Source organism: Streptomyces sp. NPDC055400 (assembly GCF_053644375.1).
Map to the genome: position 1 here is coordinate 257,545 of NZ_JBSHLM010000012.1, position 26,386 is coordinate 283,930.

The 26,386-nt window shown below is 71.1% G+C and carries 26 protein-coding genes; 19 read left to right on the plus strand and 7 right to left on the minus strand.

From position 1 onward, the window contains the following. Positions 1-19 precede the first annotated feature (19 nt). On the plus strand, positions 20-925 hold the full coding sequence (locus tag ACWIGU_RS29790) for a LysR family transcriptional regulator (protein WP_454404784.1): 906 nt from the start codon (positions 20-22) through the stop codon (positions 923-925). A gap of 203 nt (positions 926-1,128) precedes the next feature. Next, the gene (locus ACWIGU_RS29795; protein ID WP_454404785.1) at positions 1,129-2,211 is read left to right on the plus strand and encodes a tartrate dehydrogenase; all 1,083 of its coding nucleotides are present in this window, start codon (positions 1,129-1,131) and stop codon (positions 2,209-2,211) included. 240 nt (positions 2,212-2,451) lie between these two features. Here ACWIGU_RS29795 and ACWIGU_RS29800 read toward each other — a convergent pair whose 3' ends face one another. The 3 genes from ACWIGU_RS29800 to ACWIGU_RS29810 are packed head-to-tail and all read right to left on the minus strand — an operon-like array spanning position 2,452 to position 4,486. Next, the gene (locus ACWIGU_RS29800) at positions 2,452-3,057 is read right to left on the minus strand and encodes a molybdopterin dinucleotide binding domain-containing protein (protein ID WP_454404867.1); all 606 of its coding nucleotides are present in this window, start codon (positions 3,055-3,057) and stop codon (positions 2,452-2,454) included. Beyond that, positions 3,054-3,725: an enoyl-CoA hydratase-related protein gene (locus ACWIGU_RS29805; protein ID WP_073898657.1), complete on the minus strand. Its 672-nt coding sequence runs from the start codon at positions 3,723-3,725 to the stop codon at positions 3,054-3,056. The genes ACWIGU_RS29800 and ACWIGU_RS29805 overlap by 4 nt, the downstream gene beginning before the upstream one ends. Positions 3,726-3,769: 44 nt before the next feature. Further along, positions 3,770-4,486 carry a TetR/AcrR family transcriptional regulator gene (locus ACWIGU_RS29810; RefSeq protein WP_454404786.1) on the minus strand — a complete coding sequence of 239 codons (717 nt, stop codon included), beginning with the start codon at positions 4,484-4,486 and terminating at the stop codon, positions 3,770-3,772. A 1,226-nt stretch (positions 4,487-5,712) separates the two neighbouring features. On the opposite strand from ACWIGU_RS29810, the gene ACWIGU_RS29815 reads away from it, so the two are divergent. Genes ACWIGU_RS29815 through ACWIGU_RS29835 form a run of 5 tightly spaced genes read left to right on the plus strand, consistent with a single transcriptional unit; the run spans position 5,713 to position 7,870 of the window. Then, the gene (locus tag ACWIGU_RS29815) at positions 5,713-5,850 is read left to right on the plus strand and encodes a hypothetical protein (protein ID WP_454404787.1); all 138 of its coding nucleotides are present in this window, start codon (positions 5,713-5,715) and stop codon (positions 5,848-5,850) included. 42 nt (positions 5,851-5,892) lie between these two features. After that, positions 5,893-6,321 (plus strand): aspartate 1-decarboxylase, encoded by a 429-nt coding sequence (gene panD, locus ACWIGU_RS29820; protein ID WP_454404788.1) that lies wholly within the window; start codon positions 5,893-5,895, stop codon positions 6,319-6,321. Between the two features lie 30 nt (positions 6,322-6,351). After that, positions 6,352-6,708, plus strand: coding sequence for a GNAT family N-acetyltransferase (locus ACWIGU_RS29825; RefSeq protein WP_454404789.1), 357 nt, complete (start codon positions 6,352-6,354; stop codon positions 6,706-6,708). 4 nt (positions 6,709-6,712) lie between these two features. After that, positions 6,713-7,363, plus strand: coding sequence for an aspartate/glutamate racemase family protein (locus ACWIGU_RS29830; RefSeq protein ID WP_454404790.1), 651 nt, complete (start codon positions 6,713-6,715; stop codon positions 7,361-7,363). A gap of 48 nt (positions 7,364-7,411) precedes the next feature. Beyond that, complete coding sequence (locus tag ACWIGU_RS29835) at positions 7,412-7,870, plus strand: nitroreductase family deazaflavin-dependent oxidoreductase (protein WP_454404791.1); 459 nt, start codon at positions 7,412-7,414, stop codon at positions 7,868-7,870. Between the two features lie 338 nt (positions 7,871-8,208). Here ACWIGU_RS29835 and gndA read toward each other — a convergent pair whose 3' ends face one another. After that, entirely contained in the window at positions 8,209-9,648 is a 1,440-nt protein-coding gene (gndA, locus tag ACWIGU_RS29840; protein WP_454404792.1) for an NADP-dependent phosphogluconate dehydrogenase, read from the minus strand. 145 nt (positions 9,649-9,793) lie between these two features. Here gndA and ACWIGU_RS29845 point away from each other — a divergent pair, with 145 nt between their 5' ends. Both ACWIGU_RS29845 and ACWIGU_RS29850 read left to right on the plus strand, forming a co-directional pair. Further along, positions 9,794-10,765, plus strand: coding sequence for an acetylxylan esterase (locus ACWIGU_RS29845; RefSeq protein WP_454404793.1), 972 nt, complete (start codon positions 9,794-9,796; stop codon positions 10,763-10,765). A gap of 131 nt (positions 10,766-10,896) precedes the next feature. Beyond that, positions 10,897-12,108 (plus strand): transglycosylase family protein, encoded by a 1,212-nt coding sequence (locus ACWIGU_RS29850; RefSeq protein WP_454404794.1) that lies wholly within the window; start codon positions 10,897-10,899, stop codon positions 12,106-12,108. Here the strand turns inward: ACWIGU_RS29850 and ACWIGU_RS29855 are convergent. Further along, a complete protein-coding gene (locus ACWIGU_RS29855) occupies positions 12,098-13,132 on the minus strand; it encodes a DMT family transporter (RefSeq protein ID WP_454404795.1) in 1,035 nt (344 codons plus the stop codon). The genes ACWIGU_RS29850 and ACWIGU_RS29855 overlap by 11 nt on opposite strands. A 221-nt stretch (positions 13,133-13,353) precedes the next feature. Between ACWIGU_RS29855 and ACWIGU_RS29860 the strand changes: the two genes are divergently transcribed. From ACWIGU_RS29860 to ACWIGU_RS29885, 6 genes are all read left to right on the plus strand, one after another. Beyond that, a complete protein-coding gene (locus ACWIGU_RS29860) occupies positions 13,354-14,088 on the plus strand; it encodes a (2Fe-2S)-binding protein (RefSeq protein ID WP_454404796.1) in 735 nt (244 codons plus the stop codon). Between the two features lie 47 nt (positions 14,089-14,135). Beyond that, positions 14,136-15,299 carry a glycogen synthase gene (glgA, locus tag ACWIGU_RS29865; RefSeq protein WP_454404797.1) on the plus strand — a complete coding sequence of 388 codons (1,164 nt, stop codon included), beginning with the start codon at positions 14,136-14,138 and terminating at the stop codon, positions 15,297-15,299. Positions 15,300-15,347: 48 nt separating this feature from the next. After that, complete coding sequence (gene glgC, locus ACWIGU_RS29870) at positions 15,348-16,568, plus strand: glucose-1-phosphate adenylyltransferase (RefSeq protein ID WP_454404798.1); 1,221 nt, start codon at positions 15,348-15,350, stop codon at positions 16,566-16,568. Positions 16,569-16,721: 153 nt separating this feature from the next. Then, positions 16,722-19,073, plus strand: coding sequence for a GH92 family glycosyl hydrolase (locus tag ACWIGU_RS29875; protein ID WP_454404799.1), 2,352 nt, complete (start codon positions 16,722-16,724; stop codon positions 19,071-19,073). Between the two features lie 159 nt (positions 19,074-19,232). Beyond that, positions 19,233-20,639 carry a wax ester/triacylglycerol synthase family O-acyltransferase gene (locus ACWIGU_RS29880; RefSeq protein WP_454404800.1) on the plus strand — a complete coding sequence of 469 codons (1,407 nt, stop codon included), beginning with the start codon at positions 19,233-19,235 and terminating at the stop codon, positions 20,637-20,639. Between the two features lie 218 nt (positions 20,640-20,857). Next, positions 20,858-22,369: an SDR family NAD(P)-dependent oxidoreductase gene (locus ACWIGU_RS29885; protein ID WP_454404801.1), complete on the plus strand. Its 1,512-nt coding sequence runs from the start codon at positions 20,858-20,860 to the stop codon at positions 22,367-22,369. Between the two features lie 4 nt (positions 22,370-22,373). Here ACWIGU_RS29885 and ACWIGU_RS29890 read toward each other — a convergent pair whose 3' ends face one another. Beyond that, positions 22,374-23,195: an SDR family oxidoreductase gene (locus tag ACWIGU_RS29890; RefSeq protein ID WP_454404802.1), complete on the minus strand. Its 822-nt coding sequence runs from the start codon at positions 23,193-23,195 to the stop codon at positions 22,374-22,376. A 39-nt stretch (positions 23,196-23,234) separates the two neighbouring features. Next, entirely contained in the window at positions 23,235-23,816 is a 582-nt protein-coding gene (locus tag ACWIGU_RS29895; protein ID WP_454404803.1) for an inositol oxygenase family protein, read from the minus strand. A 170-nt stretch (positions 23,817-23,986) separates the two neighbouring features. On the opposite strand from ACWIGU_RS29895, the gene ACWIGU_RS29900 reads away from it, so the two are divergent. From ACWIGU_RS29900 to ACWIGU_RS29915, 4 genes are all read left to right on the plus strand, one after another. Beyond that, positions 23,987-24,472 (plus strand): fluoride efflux transporter FluC, encoded by a 486-nt coding sequence (locus ACWIGU_RS29900; RefSeq protein ID WP_454404804.1) that lies wholly within the window; start codon positions 23,987-23,989, stop codon positions 24,470-24,472. Then, positions 24,469-24,825, plus strand: coding sequence for a DUF190 domain-containing protein (locus ACWIGU_RS29905; RefSeq protein ID WP_356288543.1), 357 nt, complete (start codon positions 24,469-24,471; stop codon positions 24,823-24,825). The genes ACWIGU_RS29900 and ACWIGU_RS29905 overlap by 4 nt, the downstream gene beginning before the upstream one ends. Then, on the plus strand, positions 24,822-25,196 hold the full coding sequence (crcB, locus tag ACWIGU_RS29910) for a fluoride efflux transporter CrcB (RefSeq protein ID WP_454404805.1): 375 nt from the start codon (positions 24,822-24,824) through the stop codon (positions 25,194-25,196). Before ACWIGU_RS29905 ends, crcB begins: the two co-directional genes overlap by 4 nt. A gap of 115 nt (positions 25,197-25,311) precedes the next feature. Beyond that, entirely contained in the window at positions 25,312-26,088 is a 777-nt protein-coding gene (locus ACWIGU_RS29915; RefSeq protein ID WP_454404806.1) for a DUF4142 domain-containing protein, read from the plus strand. The last annotated feature ends 298 nt before the right edge of the window (positions 26,089-26,386 follow it).

Consider the following 26,386-nt stretch of genomic DNA (forward strand, 5'->3'; position numbering starts at 1 on the left):
AGCAGGTGGAGGAAGCAGGATGGACGTGCGGCAACTGCAGTACTTTCTCGCCATCGTGGAGCACGGCGGCTTCAGCAGGGCCGCCGCCGCGCTCCACGTGGCGCAGCCGTCGTTGTCGCAGGCTATGGCCAACTTGGAGGCGGACCTGGGGGTCTCTCTCTTCCACCGCATGGGCCGCGGCGTCGTCCTGAGCGAGGCGGGCGCCGAACTCCTCGAGCCGAGCCGCCGCGTGCTGCGCGACCTGGCCGCCGTACGCGAACGGGCCGCGGCCCTGGCCGGACTCGGCAGCGGCACCGTGGAGGTCGCCGCCATGCCGTCACCCGGCATCGAGCCGATGACCACGCTGATCCACCGGTTCGCGCAACTGCACCCGGACGTCACGATCACGACTCGCGCCGCCTTCACCCCCGAGGAAACCGTCGAACTGGTCCGCAGCGGCGCCTGCGAGCTGGGGCTCCTCGGTGCCGACAAGCCGGTGGCCGCGCCCGGCATCGACATGCTGCCGGTGGAGGAGCAGCCTTTCGTCGTCGTCGGGGCAGCCGACGGGCCCTTCGCCGACGGCGCCGTTCTGCACCCCAAGGACCTGGCGGGACACAAGCTGATCGCCTCCCGGCCCGGCAGCTTGATGCGCAGCATCGTCGACGACATCACCGCTCGCAGCGGGGGCACGGAGATCGTTGCCGTGGTCGACCACCGCACCTCCATACTTCCGCTGGTGCTCACCGGCGTGGGCGTAGCCGTGCTGCCCGCGGCCTGGATCCGGCTCGCCCGCCGCTGCGGCCTCGTGGTCGCCTCACTCGCACCGACCGCGCATCTGCACGTCGCGATGATCAGCCTGCCCGCGCATCTGACGCCCGGCGCGCGCGCCTTCCTGGAGCTGACCCGTTCCCTGGCCGAGCGCCGCGCCCGGACCCCGTCGACGTAACGCAGACCCACCAGCCACAAGCACGTACCAGCTGCAGCACCTATCAGCCGCACCTATGAGTCGCATCGGAAGCATGTCTTGGACGCCCCGCGAGACGGCCTGTTGACTCGGGAACACACCGACCGCCGCCCGGCCAGGCTCCCTTGAGCGAACCCTGACCGCTCCTGTGAGCACGGGCGTTTCCCGCACCTCTGGAGGCCCTTGTGTCCGAGCTCCGCACCTTCCGCATCGCCGCCATCCCCGCCGACGGAGTCGGCACCGAGGTCGTGGCGGCGGGGCGCGCCGTACTGGATGCCCTCGCCGACGCGTCCGACGGGGCCTTCGCCTTCGACTGGCAGGAGTTCGACTGGGGCTGCGAGTACTACGCCCGCACCGGCAGGATGATGGCCGACGACGGCCTGGAGCTGCTCAAGGAGTTCGACGCCATCTACTTCGGCGCGGTCGGCTGGCCCACCGTCCCCGACGATGTCAGCCTGTGGGGCCTGCGCCTCAAGATCTGCCAGAACTTCGACCAGTGGGCCAACGTCCGCCCCGTGCACTTCCTGCCCGGCGTGGTCAGCCCGCTGCGCAAGGCCGACGACACCGAACTCGACTGGGTCGTCGTCCGGGAGAACAGCGAGGGCGAGTACGCGGGGCTCGGCGGCCGCAACCTGTCCGGGCGCGGCCCTGGCGGCGAAGTGGCCGTCCAGTCCTCCCTGTTCACCGAGGTGGGCTGCGAGCGCATCATCCGCTTCGCCTTCGACCTGGCCCGCACCCGCACGCGCCGCAAGGTCTCCTCCGTCACCAAGTCCAACGCCCAGCAGTACGGCATGGTCCTGTGGGACGACGTCTTCAAGCGGGTGGCTGCCGACTACCCCGACGTAGAGACCGAGAGTGTGCTCGTCGACGCGATGTCCGCAAAGTTCGTGCTCAAGCCCGAGGACCTGTCCGTCGTCGTCGCCTCGAACCTCAACGCCGACATCCTCTCCGATCTCGGCAGCGCCCTCGCAGGCAGCCTCGGCCTGGCCGCCAGCGCCAACCTCAACCCTGAGGGGCGCTTTCCCAGCATGTTCGAGCCGGTGCACGGATCCGCCCCGGACATCGCGGGGCAGGGCCTTGCCAACCCGATCGGTGCGGTCGGCAGCGCCGCTCTGATGCTGGAGCACTTCGGGCTGCCCGACCAGGCGGCCCGCCTCAACAAGGCGATCGAGGCCGTCACCGGAGCCGGGGTCCTTACCCGCGACGTCGGCGGCACCGCGTCCACCGAGGACGTCACCAATGCGCTGACCGACGCACTGGGGAACTGACCCCCGGCTCGCCGTCTTCCCGGCCGTATCCCATGTCGCGCCGACCGGCCGGGACGGCCGCTCCACAGCGGCCGGCCATGTGCCGGGCCCCAACCCACGGTGGGGCCCGGCACTCGTGTGTGGTTGCCGGCGCCTTCCAGCTGAGTCCGGCCGCTACCGGCCGATGGCCGCTGCCAGCCGCCGACAGCACTCAGGAGCGGTCCGTCATGACGCCCCGGACCGGGGCCTGGTCGATCCGCGCTACAGGAAAGTCCGCCGGATAACTGAAGCCGAAGCCATCCCCCTCGTCGACGCCCGCGGCCACATCCTGCCCGCACTGGGCCCGGACTTCGCTCCGCTGAACCTGGACGACAGCCGCTGGCGGGCGCCCGACGACCTGGCCGCGTACGCGAGGAACTCCTGCTGGCCCCGGACGGTCCGGGCAGCCACAGGACCTATACCGAGGACAGCGCCGCGGCCCCGGCCGACGCCATCGCCGACCGCGCCCGCGGCAACTACCTGGTCGCGCGGCTGATGGCCCGCCCGCTCGCCCACCGCACGACGACGCTCGACACCACCGCCGGCGGCTGGGCCGGGCTGTAGGCGGGCGTCGCTCTCGACCACCGCCTCAGCGGTGCCGCGCGACGCCGTGATCTGGGCGAGGGCGCCGTCGGACAGGCTCAGCCGTTCGGCGTCGTGCGGGCTGACGCGCAGGGCGTCCTGCTGGTCGCGCTCGCGCCAGGTGTTGTCGCGCGGAAGATGGTGTTTGTGGTGAACGCCCTGATGCGGTGGGCAGTTGGGGCAGCCCGTGCCCCGGGGGACGGCGCCCGGGGCACGGCTTGGTGCGGTCGGTGAGGTGCTGGTCAGCCGAGCGGGTTGGTGGTGTCGCGCAGGGTGGCCAGGGCCGGTGCGTACATGCGGGCCTTGATGGTGCCGAGGGTGTCGCCGGCCTTGTTCACCTGTGCCTGGGCGATCTCGATCGCGGTGGAGCGCACGGCTTCCTCGGTGACGGCCTGGTCGACGATGCCGGTGGCCGCGGCGTCGGCGCCGCCGTAGCGGCGGGCGGTGATCATGGCCTCGTGCGCGGTCTGCGGCGCCAGCCGGGATTGGATGAGGGCGGCCATGCCGGGGGTGAAGGGGATGTTGATGTCCGCTTCGGGCAGGCACCAGTAGCCGCGGTCGGCGCGCATGACGCGGAAGTCGTGAGCGAGGGAGAACATCGCGCCGGCGGCGAAGGTGTGCCCCTGCAGCGCGGCCACCGTGATGACCGGCAGCGACAGCATCCGCGCGAACAGCTCATGGACGGTGACCACGTAGTCCTGGTAGTGGTCGGTGTGGGCGGACAGCCAGTCCAGGTCGAGCCCGTTGGAGTAGAACTTGCCGGTGGCGGCGGTGACCAGGGCGCGAGGGCCTTCCGCCTTCTCCACCTCGTCGAGCGCGGCGCTGACGGCGGTGAGCCAGTCGGGGTGGAAGCGGTTCTCTCCGTCTCCCAGGTCGAGGACGAAGACGTTGTCCTGACGGTCGAGTGAGGGCATGGCGACTCCTTCGGGCTGAGCTGACTTGGACAAGCGACTGCGGGCTACGGCCGGGGACCGGATTCGGCACCGGGGCGGTCGCGCAGGGCGTGGAGGAGCAGGTCGTGGATCTCGGCGGCGGCTGCCTCGATCGGGGCGGTGCTCCGTTCGGCCCGGCACATGATCACCGCGCCTTCGACGGCGGCGATCATGAAGGCACCGAGCCGGCGGCTGCGTTCCTCGGTCAGGCCGTGCCGGACGAGAAAAGCCGTGAGGGCCTCCTGCCAGCGGGCGAAGACTGCGGCGGCCGAGCGGGCGAGCTGGGGTGCATCGTCGTTGGTCTCCACGGCCACCGCCACGATCGGGCAGCCGGCCCGGAAGCCGCTCTCCACGAGCCGGTCACGCCACAGCCGGAAAAACGCGTCGACGGCCGCCACCGGGTCATCCACCTGCATCGCGGTGTCGATCAGCCCCGTGAGGAAGTCCGCCGCCAGTGCCAGCGCCTCCTCGATGAGCTGCGTCCGCCCGCCGGGGAAGTGGTGATACACCGAGCCCCGGGGAGCTCCGCTGTGGGCGAGCACCCGGTCGATGCTGGTCGCGCTCGCACCGTATTCACGCAGCAGAGCTGCAGCACTGAGGACCATCCGGTCACGGCTTTCACTCTTGCGCGGGCTCATCTGCTCACCAGCTTCCCCATGGCCGTACGGCCCACCAAACGGTCTACCTGTCAGTAACTTAAGGTGTATGCCATAGAACATGCAAGAGGAGTTGCTGGCGGTCATCGAATCCCTACCGATGGCGCCGCTCGGCCACATGCACGCCGGCTGTGGCGGTACCCCTGGGCACGCTCGGCGCTGGTCCGCACTCCGGAGCCCGTCGGCGGTTTCCAGGCGCCATACGGATGCGGCAGACCACGGCCTCGTACCGCGCTTCCAGCGCCCCGGCATTGGTGCAGGTCCGAGCTGATACGGCCGATCTGCATCGCACCAGGTTCTCCGCCTCGCTCCGCAGATGACACTCGGCGCGGCCACGACGCCAGGGCGTGGGCAGGTGCGGCGCACCCAGCCGGCCGGCAGCTCGCTCTGTCCGACGTCCTCGGTGAGTGATAGCGGAAGCGGGGATTCGGGGCGAGGGGTGTGCGTTGTACTCCAGCAGCGGATGTACGCCGAGCAGATCGCTGATCTCCCCACGCAGGACTCCGACGTCCCGGTCCAGGTCCTCACGCAGCCCCGCGTCCAGAGTCGGTAGCCGCCCGTCGACCCACTGCTCCTGCGGTTCTTCGCCGCCGCCAATGTCATCACCGGTGTGGTGGCGGGCCTGGGGGCGGCGTTCATCGCGGACGACCCGGTGAGGGGGCCAGAAGCCGGAGTACGCCCGCGGGAAGGCGGTCATCCCGTCCCTCGGCTCTGTGAAAACGGCGCTGGCCGCCGCGGATCACATCCTTGTCTGTTGGGGGCACGCGATGCGCCCCTCGGCGAGCGCCGCGTGTCCGGGCTGCGCGCGTTTTCACACCCACCCTGTGGCGCCGACGTGTCAGGAGTGTGCGGCGCTCGCAGTCATCGGCCGGAGCCGGCTCGGCCGCAAGCTGTGGTGGCGGTGACGGCGACGCATGATCAGGTGTGTGCTCTCGGCCGTGCCGAAATCCCCAGATGAAGTGGCTTGTTACCTGTTGCTGCACCGAGTACGAGAGGCGCTCCTACCACCTCGCCTGGCCGCGGAGGACCGGTTGTGCCGTCGTGATCCGCCCCGATCTGCTGGAAGTCCTGGCCGAACGGGCGCCTGCAACCGTCGTCATCCGAGACTTTTTCATGCGCCTTGGGTATGGCGAAGAGGGGAAATAAAGCGGAAGTGCTCGGTCGTGTGGTGGAGGAGCGGGTCGCGGCCCTGGTCCTCCACCTCACCGCCGCTGACCCCGGTCGGCAACTTGCTCTGGATCCCTCGACCTACCTGATGACTCATCAGGTAAGTCGGCATCCAATCAGCATTGGACCGGGAGAGTCTTCCGTACATGCTCCTGGTCGACGGCTTCGCGGCAGCTTGTTTCGCGCAGATCGCGCAGGTGAGGAACCTGCTCGCCACGGTGCACGATGTTCTGGAAGGTCTTCGAGTCGAAGGTATGCCGGTGTACAGTGAACAACGCCCTTGACCTGCAAAAAGCCGGCAGGGAGCCGTATTCCAGGAGTCCAAAGTGCTGCGTACTCTGTTCAAGTCCAAGATCCATCGCGCCACCGTCACCCAGGCCGACCTGCACTACGTCGGGTCCGTCACCATCGACCGTGACCTCCTCGACGCCGCCGATCTGCTGCCCGGCGAGCTGGTCCACATCGTCGACATCGACAACGGCGCCCGCCTGGAGACGTACGTCATCGAGGGGGAGCGGGGGAGCGGTGTCATCGGGATCAACGGGGCCGCGGCCCACCTCGTGCATCCCGGGGACCTCGTGATCATCATCAGTTACGCTCAGGTCGACGACGCCGAGGCGCGTGCGCTGCGGCCCCAGGTCGTGCACGTGGACCGGGAGAACCGGATCGTGGCCCTGGGCGCCGACCCGTCCGAGCCGGTTCCCGGCGGGGACACGGAGCGCAGCCCTCAGGCGGTCTCGGCCACCGGCGGCTGACCGTCCCGCCGCAGACGCGAGGAGACCCCCATGACCGACATCGAGATCCGCGACGAACGGGACAAGGGCCTCCTCGTGGCCAGTGCGGCGGGAGAGCCCGAAGGTGCAGTCTTCGGGTACATCCAGTACTTCGTCCTCGACGCGCCCGAGAGGGCCCTCGTGCCCGTGCACACCATCGTGGAACACGAGCACGAGGGCCGGGGCATCGCAGGATCGATGGCCCGCGAGCTGTACGCCATCGCCGCCCGCGAGAGCGTCGCCGTCGCGCCCCTGTGCCCGTTCGTCGTGGAGTGGGCCGCGCGCCACCCCGGAGAGGCCCCCGTCGCCCCGCCCGAGCTGATGGACGCCGCCCAGCGCGCTCTCGCCGACGACCCGACCAAGTGGTGACCGCGTGAACCTCGCCCTCCTGCACACTTCCCCGGTCCACGTCCCCGTCTTCGACGCCCTGCGCGACACCGACCACCCCGGTCTCGCCCTGCGTCACCTCGTGGACGAGAGCCTGCTCGAACGGGCCAGGGCCGCCGGGCCCGACGCCGTCACGGACGACGTGCGCGCGCTCCTCGAAACCGCCGTGGCCGACGGGGCGAGCGCCGTGCTCTGCACCTGCTCGACCATCGGCGGCGTCGCCGAGGCCCAGTCCGCCGCCGTCGGCGTCCCCGTCCTGCGCGTGGACCGGCCGATGGCCGCCGCCGCGGTCGAAGCCGGTCGGGCCGTCGCCGTGGTCGCCGCCCTGGAGAGCACCCTCGACCCGACCGTCGCCCTCGTCGAGGAGGAGGCCGCCCGCGCCGGCCGCCCCGTCGACGTACGCACGGTGCTGGTGGCAGGGGCCTGGGACCGTTTCGAGGCCGGTGACCGGGACGGGTACCGGGACCTCGTGGCCGCCGCCGTGGACGCCCTCACCGATGCCGACGTCGTCGTGCTCGCCCAGGCCTCCATGGCGCCCGCGGCCGACCGGACCACCACGACGGTCCCCGTCCTCTCCAGCCCCCGCCCCGGCCTGCGCGCGGCGGCGGGCAACACGGCCTACGCTGAGCCGAGTTGAACGCGTTGAACCGCATGCGACCGGCTTGAGCTGAACGAGGAGAGTCAGATGGCCCAGGACGAGACCGGCACCGACGTCGTGATCAGCCCCACGGGCTGGGTCGCCGAGCAGGCCCGCCTCTACGAGGAGTCCGGCGGCACCGAGGGCACCACGATCCCCGGCCCGATGAGCGCGCCCTGTCTGCTCCTCGACTACCAGGGGCGTCACTCCGGCAAGTGGCGCCGCACGGTGCTGATCTACGACCGCGACGGCGACGACTACCTGATCGTCGCCTCGAAGGGCGGCGCCGACCAGCACCCCGAGTGGTATCTGAACCTGGTGGCCAACCCGGACGTGCGGCTGCGCGTCGAGACCGAGCGGTTCGCCGCCCGCGCCGAGACCCTCTCCCCGGAGGAAAAGGCCAGGGTGTGGCCCCATCTCGTGGAGATCTTCGCCCCGTACGCGGACTACCAGAAGAAGACCGAGCGGGACATTCCCGTCGTACGCCTCACCCGTATCAAGGGCTGAGCGTCGGCGGGGGCGGTGTGTGGACCCGGCGGGCGTGGGCACGCGTGCCGGGAGACAGTGGCAGGGACCGGCCGCGCCCCGCCGGAGCGCGGCCGGCCTCCGACCCCTCCTGGAGGAATCGATGACGCATCCCATCCCCGATCCCGTCACCCCGCCGACACCGGGGCCCGACGTTCCCGATCCGGGGCCGTTCCCCTCCCCGATCCCGGCGCCTGAGCCGCCCCGCCCGGGACCCACACCGCAGCCCCCGCCCCCGCCGCCGTCCCCGGGCCCGCCGAACCCCGACCCGGAGCCGGCGCCGCCCGAGCCGGAGCCTTCACCCATGTAGCGGCAAGCCCCTACGCCGACACCTCGGACCGGTCGCCGCCCCACAGCGTGTGGAACGCGCCCTCGCGGTCCGTGCGGCGGTACGTGTGGGCGCCGAAGAAGTCCCGCTGGCCCTGCGTGAGCGCGGCGGGGAGGCGGTCGGCGCGCAGCGCGTCGTAGTACGCGAGCGCGGCGGCGAAACCGGGCGCCGGGACGCCCTCGACCGTCGCGGCGACCAGGACGGCACGCCAGTCGTCCTGCGCCGCGCCGATCTCCTGCGCGAACGTCTTGTCCGCGAGGAGGCTCGGCAGGTCGGGCCGGGCGTCGTACGCGGCGGTGATCCGGTCGAGGAACGCGGCCCGGATGATGCAGCCGCCGCGCCAGATCGAGGCGACGGCGCCCAGGTCGATGTCCCAGCCGTACGCCTCGCTGCCCGCCGTGATCTCGTGGAAGCCCTGCGTGTACGACACGATCTTCGACGCGTACAGGGCCTGCTCGACCCGATCGGCGAACGCCGCCGCCTCCGGCTCGCTCAGCGCGGTCGGCGTCGGGCCCGCCAGGTCCTTCGAGGCCGCGCGCAGGTCCGCGTGGCCGGACAGTGAGCGCGCGAAGACGGCCTCGGCGATGCCCGACACCGGGACGCCCAGGTCGAGCGCGATCTGCACGGTCCAGCGCCCCGTGCCCTTCTGCTCCGCCTCGTCGACGACGACGTCCACGAAGGGCTTGCCCGTCGCCGCGTCCACGTGCGACAGGACCTCGGCCGTGATCTCGATCAGATACGAGTCGAGCCTGCCGGTGTTCCACTTGCGGAAGATGTCGGCGATCTGCGCGGGGGAGTAGCCCGCCACGTCGCGCAGGAGCTGGTAGGCCTCGCCGATGAGCTGCATATCGGCGTACTCGATGCCGTTGTGGACCATCTTCACGAAGTGGCCGGCGCCGTCCGGGCCGACGTGCGTCACGCACGGGGCGCCGTCCTTGGCCTTCGCGGAGATCTTCTCCAGCATCGGGCCGAGCGCCGCGTACGACTCCTCGCTGCCGCCCGGCATGATGCTGGGCCCGTTCAGGGCGCCCTCCTCGCCGCCGGAGACGCCCGTGCCGACGAAGTGGATGCCGCGCTCGCGCAGTTCGCGCTCGCGGCGCCGGGTGTCAGCGAAGTGGGCGTTGCCGCCGTCGACGATCATGTCGCCGGTCTCCAGGAGGGGCGCGAACTCCTGGATCACCGCGTCCGTGGGGTCACCGGCCTTGACCATGATCACCAGGCGGCGCGGCCGCTCCAGCGCGGCCACGAACTCCTCCGCGGTCTCGGTGGGGACGAACTCGCCCTCGCCGCCGAACTCCGCCACGAGGTCGTGCGTGCGGGACGCGGTGCGGTTGTGCAGGGCGACCGTGTAGCCGTTCCTGGCGAAGTTCCGGGCGAGGTTGCGCCCCATGACAGCGAGCCCCGTGACACCGATCTGCGCTGACTTGCTCATGCCTGTCGCTCCTGACGTAGGGAGGTGATCGTTCCTGTTCATTTGTAGCGTGGTGAGGCGTACCGTGACGCTGCGACGCTCTCTCGAGCCCTCAGGACTCGCTGCGGAAGTCTCGACGGATATCTCTACGGAGGAGGAGCTGCCCGTGCCTCATTTCGACCTGCCGCTCGACGAACTGCGGGCCTACCGGCCGACGTTGACGCAGCCCGAGGACTTCGACGCGTTCTGGGAGAAGACCCTGGCCGAGGCGCGTGAGCACGACCTCGACGCGCGCTTCGTCCCCGTCGATGTGCCGCTGTCCGCGGTCGACGTCTTCGATGTTACGTACGCCGGGTTCGGCGGGCATCCGGTCAAGGGCTGGCTCGTCCTGCCGGCGGGGACGACCGGGCCGCTGCCCGCCGTGGTCGAGTACATCGGCTACGGAGGCGGGCGCGGCCTGCCCCACACGAACCTGATGTGGGCCGCGGCCGGCTTCGCGCACTTCGTCATGGACACGCGCGGCCAGGGCTCCGGCGGCAGGGTGGGCGACACCCCCGACCCGGTCGGCAGCGGACCCGCGCACTCCGGCTTCATGACGCGCGGTATCGAGGACCCGCACGAGTACTTCTACCGGCGTGTCTTCACCGACGCCGTGCGCGCGGTCGAGGCGGCACGTTCGCACCCCCTCGTCGACGCGTCGCGCGTCGCCGCGCTCGGGGGCAGCCAGGGCGGCGGCATCACGATCGCGGTCGGCGGGCTGGTGCCCGACCTCGTCGCCATCGCGCCCGACGTGCCGTTCCTGTGCCAGTTCCCCCGCGCGGCCACCCTCACCGAACGCCACCCGTACCGCGAGATAGCCCTGTATCTGAAGGCGCACATCGGCGCCGACGAACAGGTCTTCCGCACGCTGTCGTACTTCGACGGCGTGCACTTCGCGGCCCGCGGCACCGCGCCCGCCCTCTTCTCGGTGGCGCTCGAGGACCAGACCTGCCCGCCCTCCACGGTCTTCGCGGCGTTCAACTCCTATGCCGGGCAGGACAAGACGATCAAGGTGTACACCTTCAACGACCACGAGGGCGGCGGGCCCTTCCACCAGGCCGCCCAACTCGACTGGCTGCCGCTGCGGTTGCGCGGCTGATATGTGAACTACGCCTGAGGGATGCCCCCTTGACCTCTCTTGACTACCCGTGTCACCCCTGTGCGGGTCTTGTCATGAGTGTGCCGGAGCGGCTAACTTGCCGCTTCTGACGTGTGTCTGAGGGGGCTTCCATGGCCGTACGCGGCCGGCATCGCCGGTATCAGCCGAACCGGATCAACCGGGCGTCGCTCACCGTCACCGCGGGCAGCGCGGGTATGGCGATCCCTCTCATCGGCGCGGGCGTGGCGCACGCGGCCGACGCGAACACCTGGAACAAGGTCGCGGCCTGCGAGTCGAGCGGCAACTGGAGCATCAACTCCGGCAACGGCTACTTCGGCGGGCTCCAGTTCACGCAGTCCACCTGGGAGGCCTACGGCGGCACCGCCTACGCCGCGCGTGCCGACCGCGCCACCAGGGGCCAGCAGATCGCCGTCGCCGAGAAAGTCCTCGACGGACAGGGCCCCGGTGCCTGGCCGGTCTGCTCGGCCCGCGCGGGCCTGACCCGCGGCGGCGACACTCCGGGACCGCACACCGAAACCGTCCGGCAGAAGCCCCAGCGGACGGTGAAGGACGTCAAGCCCGAGGTCACGCCCCAGTCGACGGCGGGCAGGGCCCAGATGTACACGGTGGTCGGCGGCGACACGCTCTCCGGCATCGCCGACGCCCGCGAAGTGCCGGGCGGATGGCGGAAGCTGTACGAGGCGAACCGCCGCACCATCGGCTCGGACCCCGACCTCATCCTGCCGGGACAGCGCCTCGCCCTGCACCCGTCGGCGAAGCCGCGCGACCCGGCCGCCCCAAACAAACGCGAACACCCGGCCCAGAAGCCGACCCAGAAGCACGACAAGAGCGACCAGAAACGGGAGACGGCGGCCCCCGCCAAAAAGACCGGCACGGCCACCGCCACCCGGCCCCGGACCGAGAAGCCCGCCCCGTCGCACGACGTCACCGCTCCCGTCTCCGCGAACCTCAGCACCCCGTACCGCGCGGCGGGTTCCTCCTGGTCGAAGGGCTACCACACGGGGGTCGACTTCGCCGTGTCCACCGGTACGACCGTCAAGGCCATCGCCGCGGGCAACGTCGTCTCCGCGGGCTGGGGCGGCTCGTACGGGTACGAGGTCGTGATCCGGCACGCGGACGGCAAGTACAGCCAGTACGGCCATCTCTCGGCGCTCAGTGTGAAGGCGGGACAGCGGGTCGTGGCCGGCCAGCGCATCGCGCGCTCCGGCTCCACGGGCAACAGCACGGGCCCGCATCTGCACTTCGAGGTGCGGACGGGGCCCGGCTTCGGTTCAGACGTCGACCCGCTGGCGTATCTGCGGGCGCACGGCGTCAGGATTTGATGCGCTCGTCGCGGGGGCTGTGCCACTCGTCGTAACGGCGGCCCCTGCCCTTGGTGCCTACCTGCGCATCGGCATCCCGCGCGGGCGCCCCGACGCGCCGCACCAGCGGCTCGCCGTCGGTGATCGCGCGCGGTGACCCGGGCGTGGGCTGGGCGGGCATCGCCGCGACGACCGACTCCGGGGCCGCCCTGCGCGTCCCGCTGATCCGTTCCGTCGTCAGCAGGATCAGGCCGCCCGCGGCGACGACACCGCACGCGAGCGCGAGGGCGGTGCCTGTCGTGCCGTATCGGAACGTTTCGCCGAACAGGGTGAGACCGACCGCCGCCGCGACCACCGGGTTCACGACGGTCACCGTGGCGAGCGGAGCCGCGAGGCCCGCGCCGCGGTACGACGCCTGGGACAGGAGCAGGCCGGACGTGGCGAGCGCCGCAATCACCAGGAAGCTCGAGAACTGGGCGAACGTCCCGTCCTCCGTCCACTCCACCGCCACGGACTTCGTGAAGACGGACGCGATGCCGAACGCGACACCCGCCGCGCCCGCGAGCAGGACGCTGCGCACCACGGGGTGGCGGTGCACCGCGTGCGCGAGGGTCATCAGGGCGAGGACCGTGCCGGCCGTCACGAGGGCGACCATCAGCCGCTCCGTGCCTTCGAGGGACTGCTCGGACGCCGACCCCGTGAGGGAGAGCAGACCGGCGAGACCCACCGCGGCCATGATCGCGCCACGCCAGGCGGTGGCCCCGGCCTTGCGATGCACGAAGAGCGCCGCCATCGGCAGCGCGAACACGATCGTCAGCGCGCCGAGGGGCTGCACGAGGCTGAGCGGCCCGTACGCCAGGGCCGCCACGTGCAGGACTGCTCCCAGACCGTTGAGCGCGACCGCGCACCACCACACCGGGCGGCGCAGCGGCGCGTAAGCGTGCTCGGGCGTGGACACCGCGACGCGTTCCTGGAGGATCGCGCCGCCCGCGTACGCCACCGCGGAGACGAGGGAGAGCAGCACAGCCAGCGTGAGTGCACTCATCGGCCGCTCCTCACTGTGCGGCGGCGCATCCCGTGGTGCGGCGAACGGTCGGTTTCCATACCTCTACGATCTCTCTTTCCGGCGTTCGCGTCGTCGTACCTGAGCACGCATTGGGTCCTACTGCCGATGGAGTACGACCCGCCCCAGGTCCTCCACCCGGTGGGGGACCCGGGGCGCACCCCACCCGTGACCTGCGGACGCCTACTTGCTGTACTGAGGCCGTGACAGCCCACATCGACCTGCGCGAACTCGGTTTCCTCGGCGGATTCTTCGTACTGCGCGACATGAGAGAAGCGGAGAGTGATCCGCTGACGCTGGAGCGCGTCTATCAGAGCGGGGCATCGGTCCGCGACCCCCTCGCGTACCGCGTCGAGAAGGTCGCGCGGGCACTCTCCGTGCCCGAACCGCGCGTCGCGGTGTCCGTCGCCCAACTCGGCCTCGCCGCTCGCCTCTGGTCGGTGGCGCTCGGCAGCGCGGCGCTCTTCGGGCGCGTCCCCGACCTCGACCCGGCGCTGCTGCACTGGAACCCCGGTGCCAGTGCGCCCGACGACCTGTTCCTCGCCGGTACGGGGCACCTCCCCGCCGACAGCGCGCACATCGCGGAGCTCGTGCTGGACCGCCACCTGGAGCCGCTGTCGGCCGCCCTGCGCGCCCGCTACCGCGTCTCGGCCCCGCTGCTGCGCGGCAACGCCGGGTCCGCGCTCGCCGGCGCCGCCCGCGAGATCAGCCGCTGGGCGCGCTGCGCCGGGCGCCCCGACGTCGCCGCCCGCGCCCGCCTCCTGACCACGGAACTCTTCGCGGACCCCCGCCTCACCGCGACCGGCACCCGCACCGGCACCGCTTTCCGCCGCGCGAGCTGCTGCCTCATCTACCGTGCCCCCGGCGGCGGTCTCTGCGGCGACTGCTGCTTCGAGCGGCCGCCGCAGCACTCTTCCCCACCGGCCGCTTCTGGGTGACCATGAAGGTGCGCGGCCGGGCACGCTACGGACGACGGGGGTTCTGCATGAGAGTGGGGCTGCTGACCCGGGAGTACCCGCCGGACGTCTACGGCGGCGCGGGCGTCCATGTCGAGTTCCTCGCAAGGGAGTTACGACCCCTCGTCGACCTCGACGTCCACACGTGGGGCGAGGGCGGTGCCGAGGGGCTGCGGCGCCACCGCGCGTGGCAGGCGCTCGACGGGGCGAACGACGCACTGCGCACCTTCTCCGTGGACCTGTCCATCGCCGCCGCGCTCGAAGGCCGCGAACTCGTCCACTCCCACACCTGGTACGCCAATCTGGCGGGCCACCTAGGCAAGTTGCTCCACGGCATCCCGCACATCGTGACCGCGCACTCGCTCGAACCCCTGCGCCCCTGGAAGGCCGAGCAGCTCGGCGGCGGATACGCCCTGTCGGGCTGGGCCGAGCGCACCGCCGTCGAGGCGGCCGACGCGGTCATCGCGGTTTCGGGAGCCATGCGCGACGACATCCTGGCCTGCTATCCGGCGATCGACCCGGCGAAGGTCCGCGTCGTCCACAACGGCATCGACTCCGCCCTCTACCGCCCCGACCCCGCCACGGACGTCCTCGCCCGCATCGGCATCGACCAGGACCGCCCGTACGTCGTCTTCGTCGGACGCATCACACGGCAGAAGGGTGTGCCGCATCTCCTCAGAGCGGCAAAGGAGTTGGACCCGTCGGCTCAGCTGGTCCTGTGCGCCGGAGCGCCCGACACCCCGGCCGTCGGGCGTGAATTCCGTACCCTCGTGGACGAATTGCGTGCGCTGCGGGGCGGCGTCCACTGGATTCCGCAGATGCTGCCCCGTACCGAACTGGTCCAACTCCTCACCCACGCACGGGCGTTCGTCTGCCCGTCGGTGTACGAACCGCTCGGCATCGTGAACCTGGAGGCGATGGCGTGCGGCACCGCCGTCGTGGCCTCCGCCGTCGGAGGCATCCCGGAGGTCGTCGCCGACGGGACGACCGGCCTCCTCGTGCCCTACGAGGAGCGTGACCCGCGGGCGTTCGAGAGCGGGCTCGCGCGGGCCCTGAACCGGCTGGTGGGTGACCCCGGCGAGGCGGCACGCATGGGCGCCGCCGGGCGGGAGCGCGCGGAGCGCGAGTTCGGCTGGGACACCGTGGCCCGGCGCACGGCCGACGTGTACGACGAGATCCTCAAGGTGAAGTAGTCCGTCAACAAGGCCAATTGGATCCTCAAGGTGAAGCTGGGGGCTGGGATGCGCGGTGGACCTTCGGTGCTCGGGATCGTACTGGCGGGCGGGGAGGGCAAGCGCCTGCTGCCACTCACCGCCGACCGGGCGAAACCGGCGGTCACCTTCGGCGGCACGTACCGCCTCGTCGACTTCGTCCTGTCCAACCTGGTCAACGCGGACATCCTGCGTATCTGCGTCCTGACCCAGTACAAGTCGCACTCGCTCGACCGGCACGTCACGACGACCTGGCGCATGTCGAGCCTGCTCGGCAACTACGTCACGCCCGTACCGGCCCAGCAGCGACTCGGCCCGCGCTGGTACCTCGGCAGCGCGGACGCCATCCTCCAGTCCCTGAACCTGGTCCACGACGAACAGCCCGACTACATAGCGGTGTTCGGCGCCGACCACGTCTACCGCATGGACCCGCGCCAGATGCTCCAGCAGCACATCGAGAGCGGCGCGGGCGTCACGGTCGCGGGCATCCGCGTACCCCGCGCGGACGCCTCGGCGTTCGGGATCATCACGCCGGCCGGTGACGGCACGAGCGTGGACCGCTTCCTCGAGAAGCCGGCCGACCCACCCGGCATCCCCGGCTCCCCGCACGAGGTCTTCGCCTCCATGGGCAACTACGTCTTCACCACGAAGGCCCTCATCGACGCGTTGCAGCAGGACTCCGAGACGCCCGACTCCGTTCATGACATGGGTGGTTCGATCCTGCCGATGCTCACCGATCGCGGCGTCGCCCAGCTCTACGACTTCGACGGCAACCACGTCCCCGGCGAGACGCCCCACGAGCACGGCTACTGGCGCGACGTCGGCACCCTCGACGCGTACTACGAGGCCCACCTCGACCTGCTCTCGGACAAGCCCGCCTTCAACCTGGACAACCGGCGCTGGCCCATCTACACGCACCCCGGGCAGCTGCCGCCCGCCAAGTTCTGCGCGGGCGGTATCGCGGGGCAGTCGATCGTCAGCCCGGGCTGCGTCATCCGCGGCCAGGTCACCCGCTCCGTCCTTTCCCCGGGTGTCACCGTCGAGGAAGGCGCCGTCGTCCAGGGCTCGGTCCTGCACGACAACGTGCGGATCGGCAGGGGCGCGGTGGTGCGCGGAGCCGTGCTCGACAAGAACGTGGACGTCCCGCCGGGGGCGGCCATCGGCGTCAACCCGGGGCGGGACGCCGAGCTGTACACGGTGTCGAAGGGCGGGGTGATCGCACTGGGGAAGGGCCGGCAGGTCGTCGTCTGACCGGACCTGACCCCTCGTCGGCGGGTGCCTTGTGCCGTGCCTCGTTCGCAGGCTCCCGCTGTCGTGTCCCTTGACGAGTACACGCACGCGCCAGAAGAATGACCGCGCTGCGTTTTGACAACGTTGTCTAGTACTCGAGGAGGCGGTCTCGCCATGAGATGGACCCAACGGCTGCGCGGAGCGGGGACGGCGGTGGCGGCGGCCGCGCTCCTGGGCGGTGCGCTCGCCGTGCCGTCGGCCCAGGCGGCCGTGTCCGACGAGGGCCGGCTCACCGATCTGGTCAACCCGTTCATCGGCACCGAGAACGAGGGCAACACCTACCCGGGCGCCGCCGTGCCCTTCGGCATGGTGCAGTTCTCGCCCGACACGGGCCACAACACGGGTTACGACTACTCCGAGAACCACATCCGCGGCTTCTCCACGGTGCATCTGTCCGGCGTCGGCTGCGGGCTCGGCGGCGATCTGCCCGTGCTGCCCACGACCGGCGACATCACGTCGACCGACTACGCCAAGTACGCGGCCGAGTTCAGCCACGACAACGAGAAGGCGAGCCCCGGCTCGTACAAGGTCGGTCTGAAGACGGGAATCGAGGCCGAGCTGACCGCGACGAAGCGGACCGGCGTGCAGCGCTACACCTTCCCCGCCACCGACAAGGCCAACGTCCTCATCAACGCGGGCCAGTCGCTGCACAAGACCCTGAACACCAAGGTCGAGATCCTCGACAGCCGCACCGTCCGCACAGCCATCACCGGCAGCGGCTTCTGCCAGGACACGAAGCCGTACACGGTGTACACGATCACCCGCTTCGACCGGCCGTTCACCACGTCGGGCACATGGAAGGGCGACGCGGTCACCGAGGGCTCCAAGGAGTCGACGGCCACAGGCGAGCGCAGCGGCGCGTTCGTGCGCTTCGACACGTCCAAGGACCGCAGCGTCGAGGCGACCACGGCGATCTCGTACGTCGACGCGAAGGGCGCGGCACTCAACCTCCGTTCCGAGGGCGGCCGTTCGTACGACCGTGTCGAGCACGCGGCGCAGGCCGCCTGGGAGGACCGGCTCGACGACGTCAAGGCGCAGGGCGGCGGCGACACGCTCCGCCGCACCTTCTACTCGTCCCTGTACCGCTCGTTCCTCGCGCCGAACATCGGCAGCGACGTCGACGGCCGCTACACCGGCTGGGACCAGAAGATCCACCGCGCCAAGGGCTACACGTACTACCAGAACTGGTCCCTCTGGGACACCTACCGCACGCAGGCGCAGCTCCTGTCGCTGCTCGCGCCGCGCGAGTCCCGCGACATGGCGATCTCCGTCATCAAGATCGACGAGGAGAGCGGCTGGCTGCCCAAGTGGGGCTACGGCACGGTCGAGACGAACATCATGACGGGTGACCCGGTCACCCCGTTCCTCACGAACGCCTATCAGCAGGGTCTGCTCAAGGGATCCGAGGGCTACGCGGAGCAGGCGTACCGCGCGCTGAAGAAGAACGCCGACGGAGTCCCGCCCGCCGACTCCGCGCCGGTCGGCCGTGAGGCCAACAAGGAGTACATCGCCGACGGCTTCGCGCCGTACATCAAGAACCGCGCGCACGTGAAGCCGGGCGACTCCGACTACGACCACGGCGCATCCGCCACCCTGGAGTACGCGCTGTCCGACGCGATGCTCGGGCAGATGGCGAAGGACCTGGGCCACAAGGACGACGCGGCGCGGTACGCGCGGCGGGCGCAGAACTACCGGAAGATCTTCGACAGTTCGACCGGCTTCTTCCGGGCGCGGGACGCGGCGGGCACCTTCACCGGCCCGGCCGACCCCGCCAAGAGCGAGGGCTTCCACGAGGGCACGTCCTGGCAGTACCAGTGGCTGGTCCCGCAGGACCTGCCCGGGATGGTCGGCCTGATCGGCGGCACCAAGCCGGCCAACGACCGCCTCGACTCGTTCTTCGCGTACGACCAGCTGGTGCAGGACCCCGCGAAGACCGCCCGCGAGGTGTGGGTCAACGGTCCGTACGACTACTACAACGCGGACAAGTACAACCCGCAGAACGAGCCCGACCTGATCGCGCCCTACACGTACCTCTCGACCGGTCAGCCCTGGAAGACCACCGACGTCGTGCACGCGGCGCTCACGCTCTTCACGGACGCCCCCACCGGCATGACCGGAAATGACGACCTCGGGACGATGTCCGCCTGGAACGTCCTGTCGTCGATCGGCATCTTCCCGGTCCAGCCCGGCACGGACACCTGGGGCCTGTCGACCCCGGTCTTCGAGCGGGTGGACGTGACCCTCGACCGGCGCTACTACCCGAAGGGCCGCCTCACGGTGAAGGCTCCGGGGACCTCGGACTCGGCGCGGTACATCCAGTCGGCGCAGTCCGACGGGACCGCTTTGGGGAAGACGTATCTGACCACGGACGACATCCGCGGGCTGCGGGAGCTGTCCTTCACGGTCGGCGACAAGCCCTCCACCTGGGGCACCTCCGCCGACGCGGCGCCGCCGGCGCTGAAGTAGCGGCACCGCACGCCCCACCAGCACCACGAGACCCGCCCCTTCATCGGAGGGGCGGGTCTTAATCTGTTGTTTACTGTGTGTAGCTTGATCGTACTTGACCGTAATCACTGGAGAGCGGTTGACTGCTTTCCCCCGACGTCGACGCGAGAGCGGCCCTCAGTGAACTCTCACCAGTCCCAGCACTCTCGGCCCGCGCCGAGCCCGGACCTCCTCGCACCACTCGACCTGGCGTTCTGGAACATCGAGACCGCCGAACACCCGATGCACCTGGGCGCGTTGGGAGTGTTCGCCGCGAGCTCGCCGGGTGATGTCCAGCACGCGGTGGAGCTGCTCGCCGCCCGCGCCCCCGCGGTCCCCGGCCTGCGCATGCGCATCAAGGGGGTACGGATCCCCGTCGGCGGCGCGGCACGCGTGCCCGTACCCGACTTCGATCCGCTCGACCACGTACGGCTCAGCGAGCCCACCGCGGACTTCCACGCCGCGGCCGGCGCCCTGATGGAGCGACCGCTCGACCGGGCGAGGCCCCCATGGGAGGCGCATGTCCTGCCGGGCGCGGACGGCACCTCGTTCGCCGTCCTGTTCAAGTTCCACCACGCGCTGGCCGACGGGCTGCGGGCGCTGACGCTCGCCGCCGGGGTGATGGACCCGATGGACCTGCCCGTCTCGCGGACGGCGCCCGCCGTCGCGGCGCCCCGCGGGTTCCGGCTGCCGTTCCCCGGCATGCGCGACCTGCGGCTCGGCGACCTCGACCCGCGCAAGCTGCCCGGCCTCCTGCGGGAGGGCGCCTCCAGTGCCGTCACGGCGCTCGACATCGGCACCTCCGTCGTCCGCGCCACCTGGGACGTGCACACCTCGCCCGCCTTCTCCTCGAACGCCACGGGCACCCGCAGCACCGAGGGCGTCGTCCTCGAACTCGACGATGTGCACCGGGTCCGCAAGACGGTCGGCGGCACCGTCAACGACGTCCTCATCGCCGTCGTCGCCGGGGCCCTGAGGCGCTGGCTCGACGAGCGCGGCAACGGCAGCGAAGGGGTGCGCCCGCGGGCCCTGATCCCCGTCTCGCGGCGCCGTCCCCGCACGGCCCACCCTCAGGGCAACCGCCTCTCCGGCTACCTGGTGAAGCTGCCGGTCGACGAGCGGGACCCGCTCGCCCGGCTGCGCGCGGTCCGTACGGCCATGGACCACAACAAGGACGCGGGCCCGCAGCGCGGCGCCGGCGCAGTGGCCCTGCTCGCCGACCATGTGCCGCCGCTCGGTCACATGATCGGCGGGCCCGTCGTCGCCCAGGCGGCCCGGCTCCTGTTCGACATCCTCGTCACGAGCGTTCCGCTGCCGAGCCTCGGCCTGCGGCTCGGCGGCTGCCCGCTCACCGAGGTCTACCCCCTCGCGCCACTGGCGCAGGGACAGTCCCTCGCGGTCGCGGTGTCCACGTACCGGGGGCGTGTCCACTACGGCCTGGTCGCCGACGCGGCCGCGGTCCCCGACCTGGACGTACTCGCGACCGGCATCCGCGAGGAACTCGCGGCGCTGGTGCGCGTGTGCGAGACGGTGCGGGGAACGGTCTGACGGGGGGCGGTCCGTCCTGACGGGGGAGGGGGCGGGCCGCGTTCTACGGCCGTACCGGATCAAGGTCAAGGACCGGCGTTCCCGGAAGGGCCCGGGAGCGGGATAAACTGCCCACTTGGCGGAATGTCGACAGCAGGTTGTAAGGTTCCGCCTTTTGGGAGTATCCGCGGTCACTCACAGCACGCCGCGGTCCGAGTGACGCGAGGAACGCAGCGGCGATGACGATGACACAGGACAGCCCGACGGGCGCCACCGACGCCATGGTGGTGTCGCAGGAGTCGTTCGGCCCCGGGATCGACCCCGAGCGGCTGGCCGTCTGCCTGAGCGTGCTCGACGAACTCGACAAGCTCGATGTGGACCACCCCGACGCGATCCAGGTCAGGCGCGCCACGGCCGGTGTCTACCGGACCGTGAAGCAGCGCCGCCGCCAGGAGCGCCGCGCCGCGAAGACCGCCCACGACAAGGCCGTCACCGAGGCGACCGCGACCGGCTCCGCCGAGCGCATCGACGACGAGACCGAGGGCCTCCTGCCGTCCTCGCAGGTCGAGGAGGGCAAGCTCGCGGGGATACTCCAGCGTCCCCGCTCCTGCTACACCTGCAAGGCCCGGTACGTGGAAGTCGACTACTTCTACCACCAGCTCTGTCCCGAGTGCGCCACCGTGAACCGCGCCAAGCGCGACATCCGCGCCGACCTCTCCGGCAAGCGCGCCCTGCTCACCGGCGGCCGCGCCAAGATCGGCATGTACATCGCGCTGCGCCTGCTGCGTGACGGCGCGCACACGACGATCACGACGCGCTTCCCCAAGGACGCCATCCGCCGCTTCAAGGCGATGGACGACTCGGCGGACTGGATGGACCGCCTGGTGGTCGTCGGCATCGACCTGCGGGACCCGGCCCAGGCCGTGGCGCTCGCCGAGCAGGTCGCCGAGCAGGGCCCGCTGGACATCCTCATCAACAACGCGACGCAGACCGTACGCCGGCTGCCCTCCGCGTACGCCGCCCTCGTCGAGGGCGAGAGCGCCCCGCTGCCGGCCGGTGAGCTCCCCGCCCACCACGTCATCGGCGCGTTCAACTCCGGCGCGGTCGACGGCCTGACCGCGCTGCCCGCCGGTATCTCCGGCCTCGACGCCCAGAAGGTCGCCGATCTCGCCCTGGTCGCCGGCAACGCCAGCGTCGCCCGGCACCGTGACGGCAGCGCCATCGACGCGGGCGGCCTCGTCCCCGACGTCGTCGACAGCAACACGTGGGTGCAGACGATCGAGCAGATCTCCCCGGTGGAGCTCCTCGAGACCCAGCTCTGCAACTACACGGCGCCGTTCATCCTGATCAGCGCGCTGCGCCCGGCGATGGCCGACGCCGCGAAGAAGGCGTCCAGCGGACGCGCGTACGTCGTGAACGTCTCGGCGATGGAGGGCGTCTTCGGCCGCGGCTACAAGGGCGCGGGGCACCCGAACACGAACGCCGCGAAGGCCGCCATGAACATGGTGACGCGGACCAGCGCGCAGGAGATGTTCCAGACCGACGGCATCCTCATGACCTCGGTCGACACGGGCTGGATCACCGACGAGCGCCCGCACTACGACAAGCTGCGCCTCGCCGACGAGGGCTTCCACGCCCCCCTCGACCTGATCGACGGCGCGGCCCGCGTCTACGACCCGGTCGTCCGGGGCGAGGCGGGCGAGGACCTGTACGGCGTCTTCATGAAGGACTACGCGCCCGGCAAGTGGTAGTGCGCTAGCGAGTGCCAGGCAGCCGGTGGCGGAGCTGCTGGTGGACGGAATCGGTCAGGTCCGGCGACGCGGCCCTGACCCGGGTTCCGCCGTCCACCAGGAGGTCGGCGCCCGTCACCCAGGCTGCCTCGTCCGACACCAGCCAGCGCACCGCCCGGGCCACGTCCTGCGGCTCCCCGATCCGGCCCAGCGGCAGCCCCGCCGCCACGGACTCCTCGGCGTGCTCCCAAACGAAGCGCGCCATCTCCGTGCGTACGAGCCCGGGCGAGACGGAGTTGACCCGCACCGACGGAGCCAGTTCGCCCGCGAGTTGCTGCGTCAGGTGCAGGAGTGCCGCCTTGCTCGTCCCGTAGGCGCCGACGCGCGGGCCGACGTGGCCGGCGCCCTCGGTGCAGATGTTCACCACGGCCCCGCCGTGCTCCGACATCCAGGCCCGCCAGGCGCACCGCACAAGCCGCAGCGGCGCCTCCACGTTGACGGTGAACGCCTCGCGCCAGACCTCCGGATCCGCCTCCATCAGCGGCCCGTACGGTTCATTGGTCGCGGCGTTGTTCACCAGGATGTCGAGCCGGCCGAACGCGTCGAGGGCCCGCTCCGTCAGCTCCCACAGATGCGCGGGGTCGGCGACGGACCCCGCCAGTCCCATCGCTTCGGCGCCGCTCTTCGTCAGCGCGGCGACGGTCTCGCGGACCCCGTCCGGATCGCGCGCCGTCACACACAACCGCGCCCCGGCCGCCGCGAGCGCCACGGCGACGGCCCGGCCGATGCCCCGCGACCCCCCTGTCACGACGGCCACCCTGCCTTCCAGCGAGAGCTCCGAAGTCATGGGGCGTACGGTCTCATGACGGGGCGTCAGTCCGACATGTCAACTACGTAGGGATGGTGTGAAGTTGCTGGAACGGACCCCCTGCGCGACCAGCTCCACCACCGGCCGCCAGTCCTCCATGACCCCCGCGTCGAGGCCCACGACCTTGCCCGCGTCGTCCGCCTGACGCAGCGTCACCGCGTCGTCGGCCAGCGGGTCATGGGCGAACGCCGCCGCCTCCTCGGGCGTCATCGGCCCGCCCTGCGTCTCCAGCGTCAGCGCGCTCTGCGGTGACAGGCCGCGCGCCGGATCCGATGTCGCGAGGTAGCGCTTCGCCGGGACGTGCAGCTGCACAAGACGGGCGACCCGCTCCCCGAGCAGCCCCCGCACGGCGGCCGCCGCGGTGTCCGCGTGACCCGCGTCGTCGCCCGGGCGCAGCAGGTGGCCTATGTCGTGGACGAGCCCCGCGAGCTGGAGCTCCTTGTCGCTGGGGTGGCCGCGGCGCAGCAGCGCGGCGGTCTGCAGCGCGTGGTCGTGCAGATCGACGGGGTCGCCGCTGCGGTCGGGGGTGTCCCACGCGCCGCGGCAGGCGTGCAGGAGATCCATCAGCTCGTCGACGCTGCGCAGCTCGACCTGTGTCATGTGTGACTCCTCCCTGGGACCCGTAAGCCGGTGTTCCGGCAGGACACCATGGCCATCTTTCGCCGGGGACAACGGGACATTAACGGCGCGTCCGGACCGGCTATAAGCTGATCGCAGACGGTGATCTTCAGTGGTGGCGCGGCACTGGGCCGAGGAGGAGACGGGTACGGATGACAGGTGGGCAGTCCCCGGCGGTGGACGAACCCCGTGATCCGGACGTCGATCTGCGCGTGCCGGCCCAGAGGCGCGGGGGGCTGCGGGCACAGGGCCCGATCGTGGCGGTCGTCTCGCTCGGCGGCGCCGTCGGTGCCTGTTCCCGCTACGGCGCCGCGCTCCTGTGGCCCACGTCGCCCGGGGCGTTCCCCTGGACGACGATGTGGGTGAACACGCTCGGCTGTTTCGTGATCGGCGTGTTCATGGTGGTCATCACCGATGTGTGGGCGGCGCACCGCCTGGTGCGGCCGTTCTTCGGCACCGGCGTCCTGGGCGGCTTCACCACGTTCTCGACGTACGCGGTGGACATCCAGCGCCTGGTGGACGGCGGCCGGGTCCGTACGGGCCTGGTCTATCTCGCGGCGACGCTCCTGGCGGCGCTCGCCGCCGTCGGGCTCGGAGTGGCGCTGACGCGCCGCGTGCTGGCGTGGAGGAAGCGATGACGCGACTGACCGGGCGTGCCCTGCGACTGACCGTCTTCATCGGTGAGAACCACACGTGGCGCCGCAAGCCCCTGTACAGCGAGATCGTGCACCGGGCGCACAAGGCGGGCCTCGCGGGGGCGAGCGTCTTCCGCGGCATCGAGGGGTTCGGGGCGTCGTCCCTGATCCACACCTCGCGGCTGCTGTCGCTCAGCGAGGACCTGCCCGTGGCCGTCGTGATCGTCGACACCGAGGAACGGATCAGGGCGTTCCTGCCGGAGCTGGACGAGCTGGTGTCACAGGGCCTGGTCGTCCTCGACGACTGCGAGGTCATCCGGTACGTGGGCCGGGAGAAGGGCGGAACGCGGGCGTGAACTGGCTGCTCGTGATCGCAGGCGCGATGGTCGGCGCACCCCTGCGCTATCTCACCGACCGGGCCGTCCAGACCCGCCACGACAGCGTGTTCCCGTGGGGCACGTTCACGGTGAACGTGTGCGGCAGCCTCGTGCTCGGCCTGCTGACCGGCGCCGTCGCCGCGGGTGCCGCCTCGTCGCAGGTGCAGCTGCTCATCGGCACGGGCCTGTGCGGGGCCTTGACGACGTACTCGACGTTCTCGTACGAGACGCTCCGGCTCGGGGAGGACGGGGCGCGGCTCTTCGCCGTGACCAACGTGGCCGCGAGTGTCGCCTCCGGCCTCGGAGCCGCCTTCGCGGGGGTCGCCCTCGCCGACGCCTTCTGGGGGTAGGTCCAAAAAAGGGGGGCGCGAAAGTCTGAACGCCACGCCCGTCACGTCCGTACCCTCCCGTACCAACAAGTAGCTCGCCCCCGCGGCGAGTTGACGCCGGTATCGGGAGGATTGCTTGCGACGCATCAACGGGACCGCGCTCATCTTCGCCGCCCTGGTCGCCACCCTGGGCGCGCTCGCCTTTCCGATCTGGTCGTACGCCGACCGCTCGGGCACCGGTGCGGCCAATCTGAACGCGGGCAGCGTGGCCACCCAATGGGGTCCCCTGTCGGCAACCGACCGGGACTTCCTGGTCAAGGTGCGACTCGCCGGGCTCTGGGAGATACCGGCCGGCCAGCAGGCCATGGAGCGGGCACCGACGCAGGCGATCAGGATGGCGGGCGACCACCTCGTCGTCGGCCACACCGACCTCGACAAGCGCGTCCGCTCGGTCGCGGGCCGGCTCGGCGTCGAGCTGCCGAACCAGCCCAACCCTCAGCAGCAGGGCTGGCTCGACCAGCTGACCGCGGCGAGCGGCAAGGACTACGAGAACAAGTTCGCCAACCTGCTGCGCGACTCCCACGGCAAGGTCTTCGCGCTGGTCGCCCAGGTCCGCCACACCACCCGCAACACCCTCGTCCGCGAGCTCGCCACGGACGCCAACCAGACCGTCCTCGACCACATCACCATGCTGGAGAACACGGGCGACGTGGACTTCGACGCCATCGCGAACGAGGCCGCGGGCACCGCCACCGCCAGCCCCACCGGACCGCCGCCCCCGGGAGGCGTGCTGCCGCCCGCTCCGCCCCCCGCCGAGCCCTCCGGTTCGCCGTATCTGACGTCCCAGCCGTCGGCCGAGCCGACCGACGATCCGGGGCGATCGATCAACACGGACCGGCCGGACCCCACGTAGCCGCCACCCAGTCGGGTGTCATGCCGCCGGTGGCCGAATGAATCCCCGGCGACCCCCAGCCGTCCCTCTGGTTTCGGCCCCATCGAGCGGGACCCTGCTCATATGGTTACTCTGTCTCTAGCCGACGGACAGCACAACGAGGTCCTACCAGCACCCGTGGTCCGTCGCGGGACGGCCCGATCCCGGGCCGCCCAGGCAGGAAGCCGGCGCCACCGCGCCCGAACCGGTATGAACCAGCCCGACCGGGCGCCGGACGCCCGACGGGAACGCCGGGCGGGACGCGCCGGACAGGGTTACC

Bases quoted from the DNA above. Each gene is read 5' to 3' on its own strand.
- ACWIGU_RS29790 (WP_454404784.1), top strand. From the start codon at position 20: ATGGACGTGCGGCAACTGCAGTACTTTCTCGCCATCGTGGAGCACGGC.
- ACWIGU_RS29805 (WP_073898657.1), bottom strand. From the start codon at position 3,725: ATGCCCTCACTCGACCGTCAGGACAACGTCTTCGTCCTCGACCTGGGA.
- ACWIGU_RS29810 (WP_454404786.1), bottom strand. From the start codon at position 4,486: ATGACCGCCAGCAACTCCTCTTGCATGTTCTATGGCATACACCTTAAG.
- ACWIGU_RS29815 (WP_454404787.1), top strand. From the start codon at position 5,713: ATGCTCCTGGTCGACGGCTTCGCGGCAGCTTGTTTCGCGCAGATCGCG.
- ACWIGU_RS29825 (WP_454404789.1), top strand. From the start codon at position 6,352: ATGACCGACATCGAGATCCGCGACGAACGGGACAAGGGCCTCCTCGTG.
- ACWIGU_RS29835 (WP_454404791.1), top strand. From the start codon at position 7,412: ATGGCCCAGGACGAGACCGGCACCGACGTCGTGATCAGCCCCACGGGC.
- gndA (WP_454404792.1), bottom strand. From the start codon at position 9,648: ATGAGCAAGTCAGCGCAGATCGGTGTCACGGGGCTCGCTGTCATGGGG.
- ACWIGU_RS29850 (WP_454404794.1), top strand. From the start codon at position 10,897: ATGGCCGTACGCGGCCGGCATCGCCGGTATCAGCCGAACCGGATCAAC.
- ACWIGU_RS29855 (WP_454404795.1), bottom strand. From the start codon at position 13,132: ATGAGTGCACTCACGCTGGCTGTGCTGCTCTCCCTCGTCTCCGCGGTG.
- glgA (WP_454404797.1), top strand. From the start codon at position 14,136: ATGAGAGTGGGGCTGCTGACCCGGGAGTACCCGCCGGACGTCTACGGC.
- glgC (WP_454404798.1), top strand. From the start codon at position 15,348: ATGCGCGGTGGACCTTCGGTGCTCGGGATCGTACTGGCGGGCGGGGAG.
- ACWIGU_RS29875 (WP_454404799.1), top strand. From the start codon at position 16,722: ATGAGATGGACCCAACGGCTGCGCGGAGCGGGGACGGCGGTGGCGGCG.
- ACWIGU_RS29885 (WP_454404801.1), top strand. From the start codon at position 20,858: ATGACGATGACACAGGACAGCCCGACGGGCGCCACCGACGCCATGGTG.
- ACWIGU_RS29890 (WP_454404802.1), bottom strand. From the start codon at position 23,195: ATGACTTCGGAGCTCTCGCTGGAAGGCAGGGTGGCCGTCGTGACAGGG.
- ACWIGU_RS29895 (WP_454404803.1), bottom strand. From the start codon at position 23,816: ATGACACAGGTCGAGCTGCGCAGCGTCGACGAGCTGATGGATCTCCTG.
- ACWIGU_RS29900 (WP_454404804.1), top strand. From the start codon at position 23,987: ATGACAGGTGGGCAGTCCCCGGCGGTGGACGAACCCCGTGATCCGGAC.
- ACWIGU_RS29905 (WP_356288543.1), top strand. From the start codon at position 24,469: ATGACGCGACTGACCGGGCGTGCCCTGCGACTGACCGTCTTCATCGGT.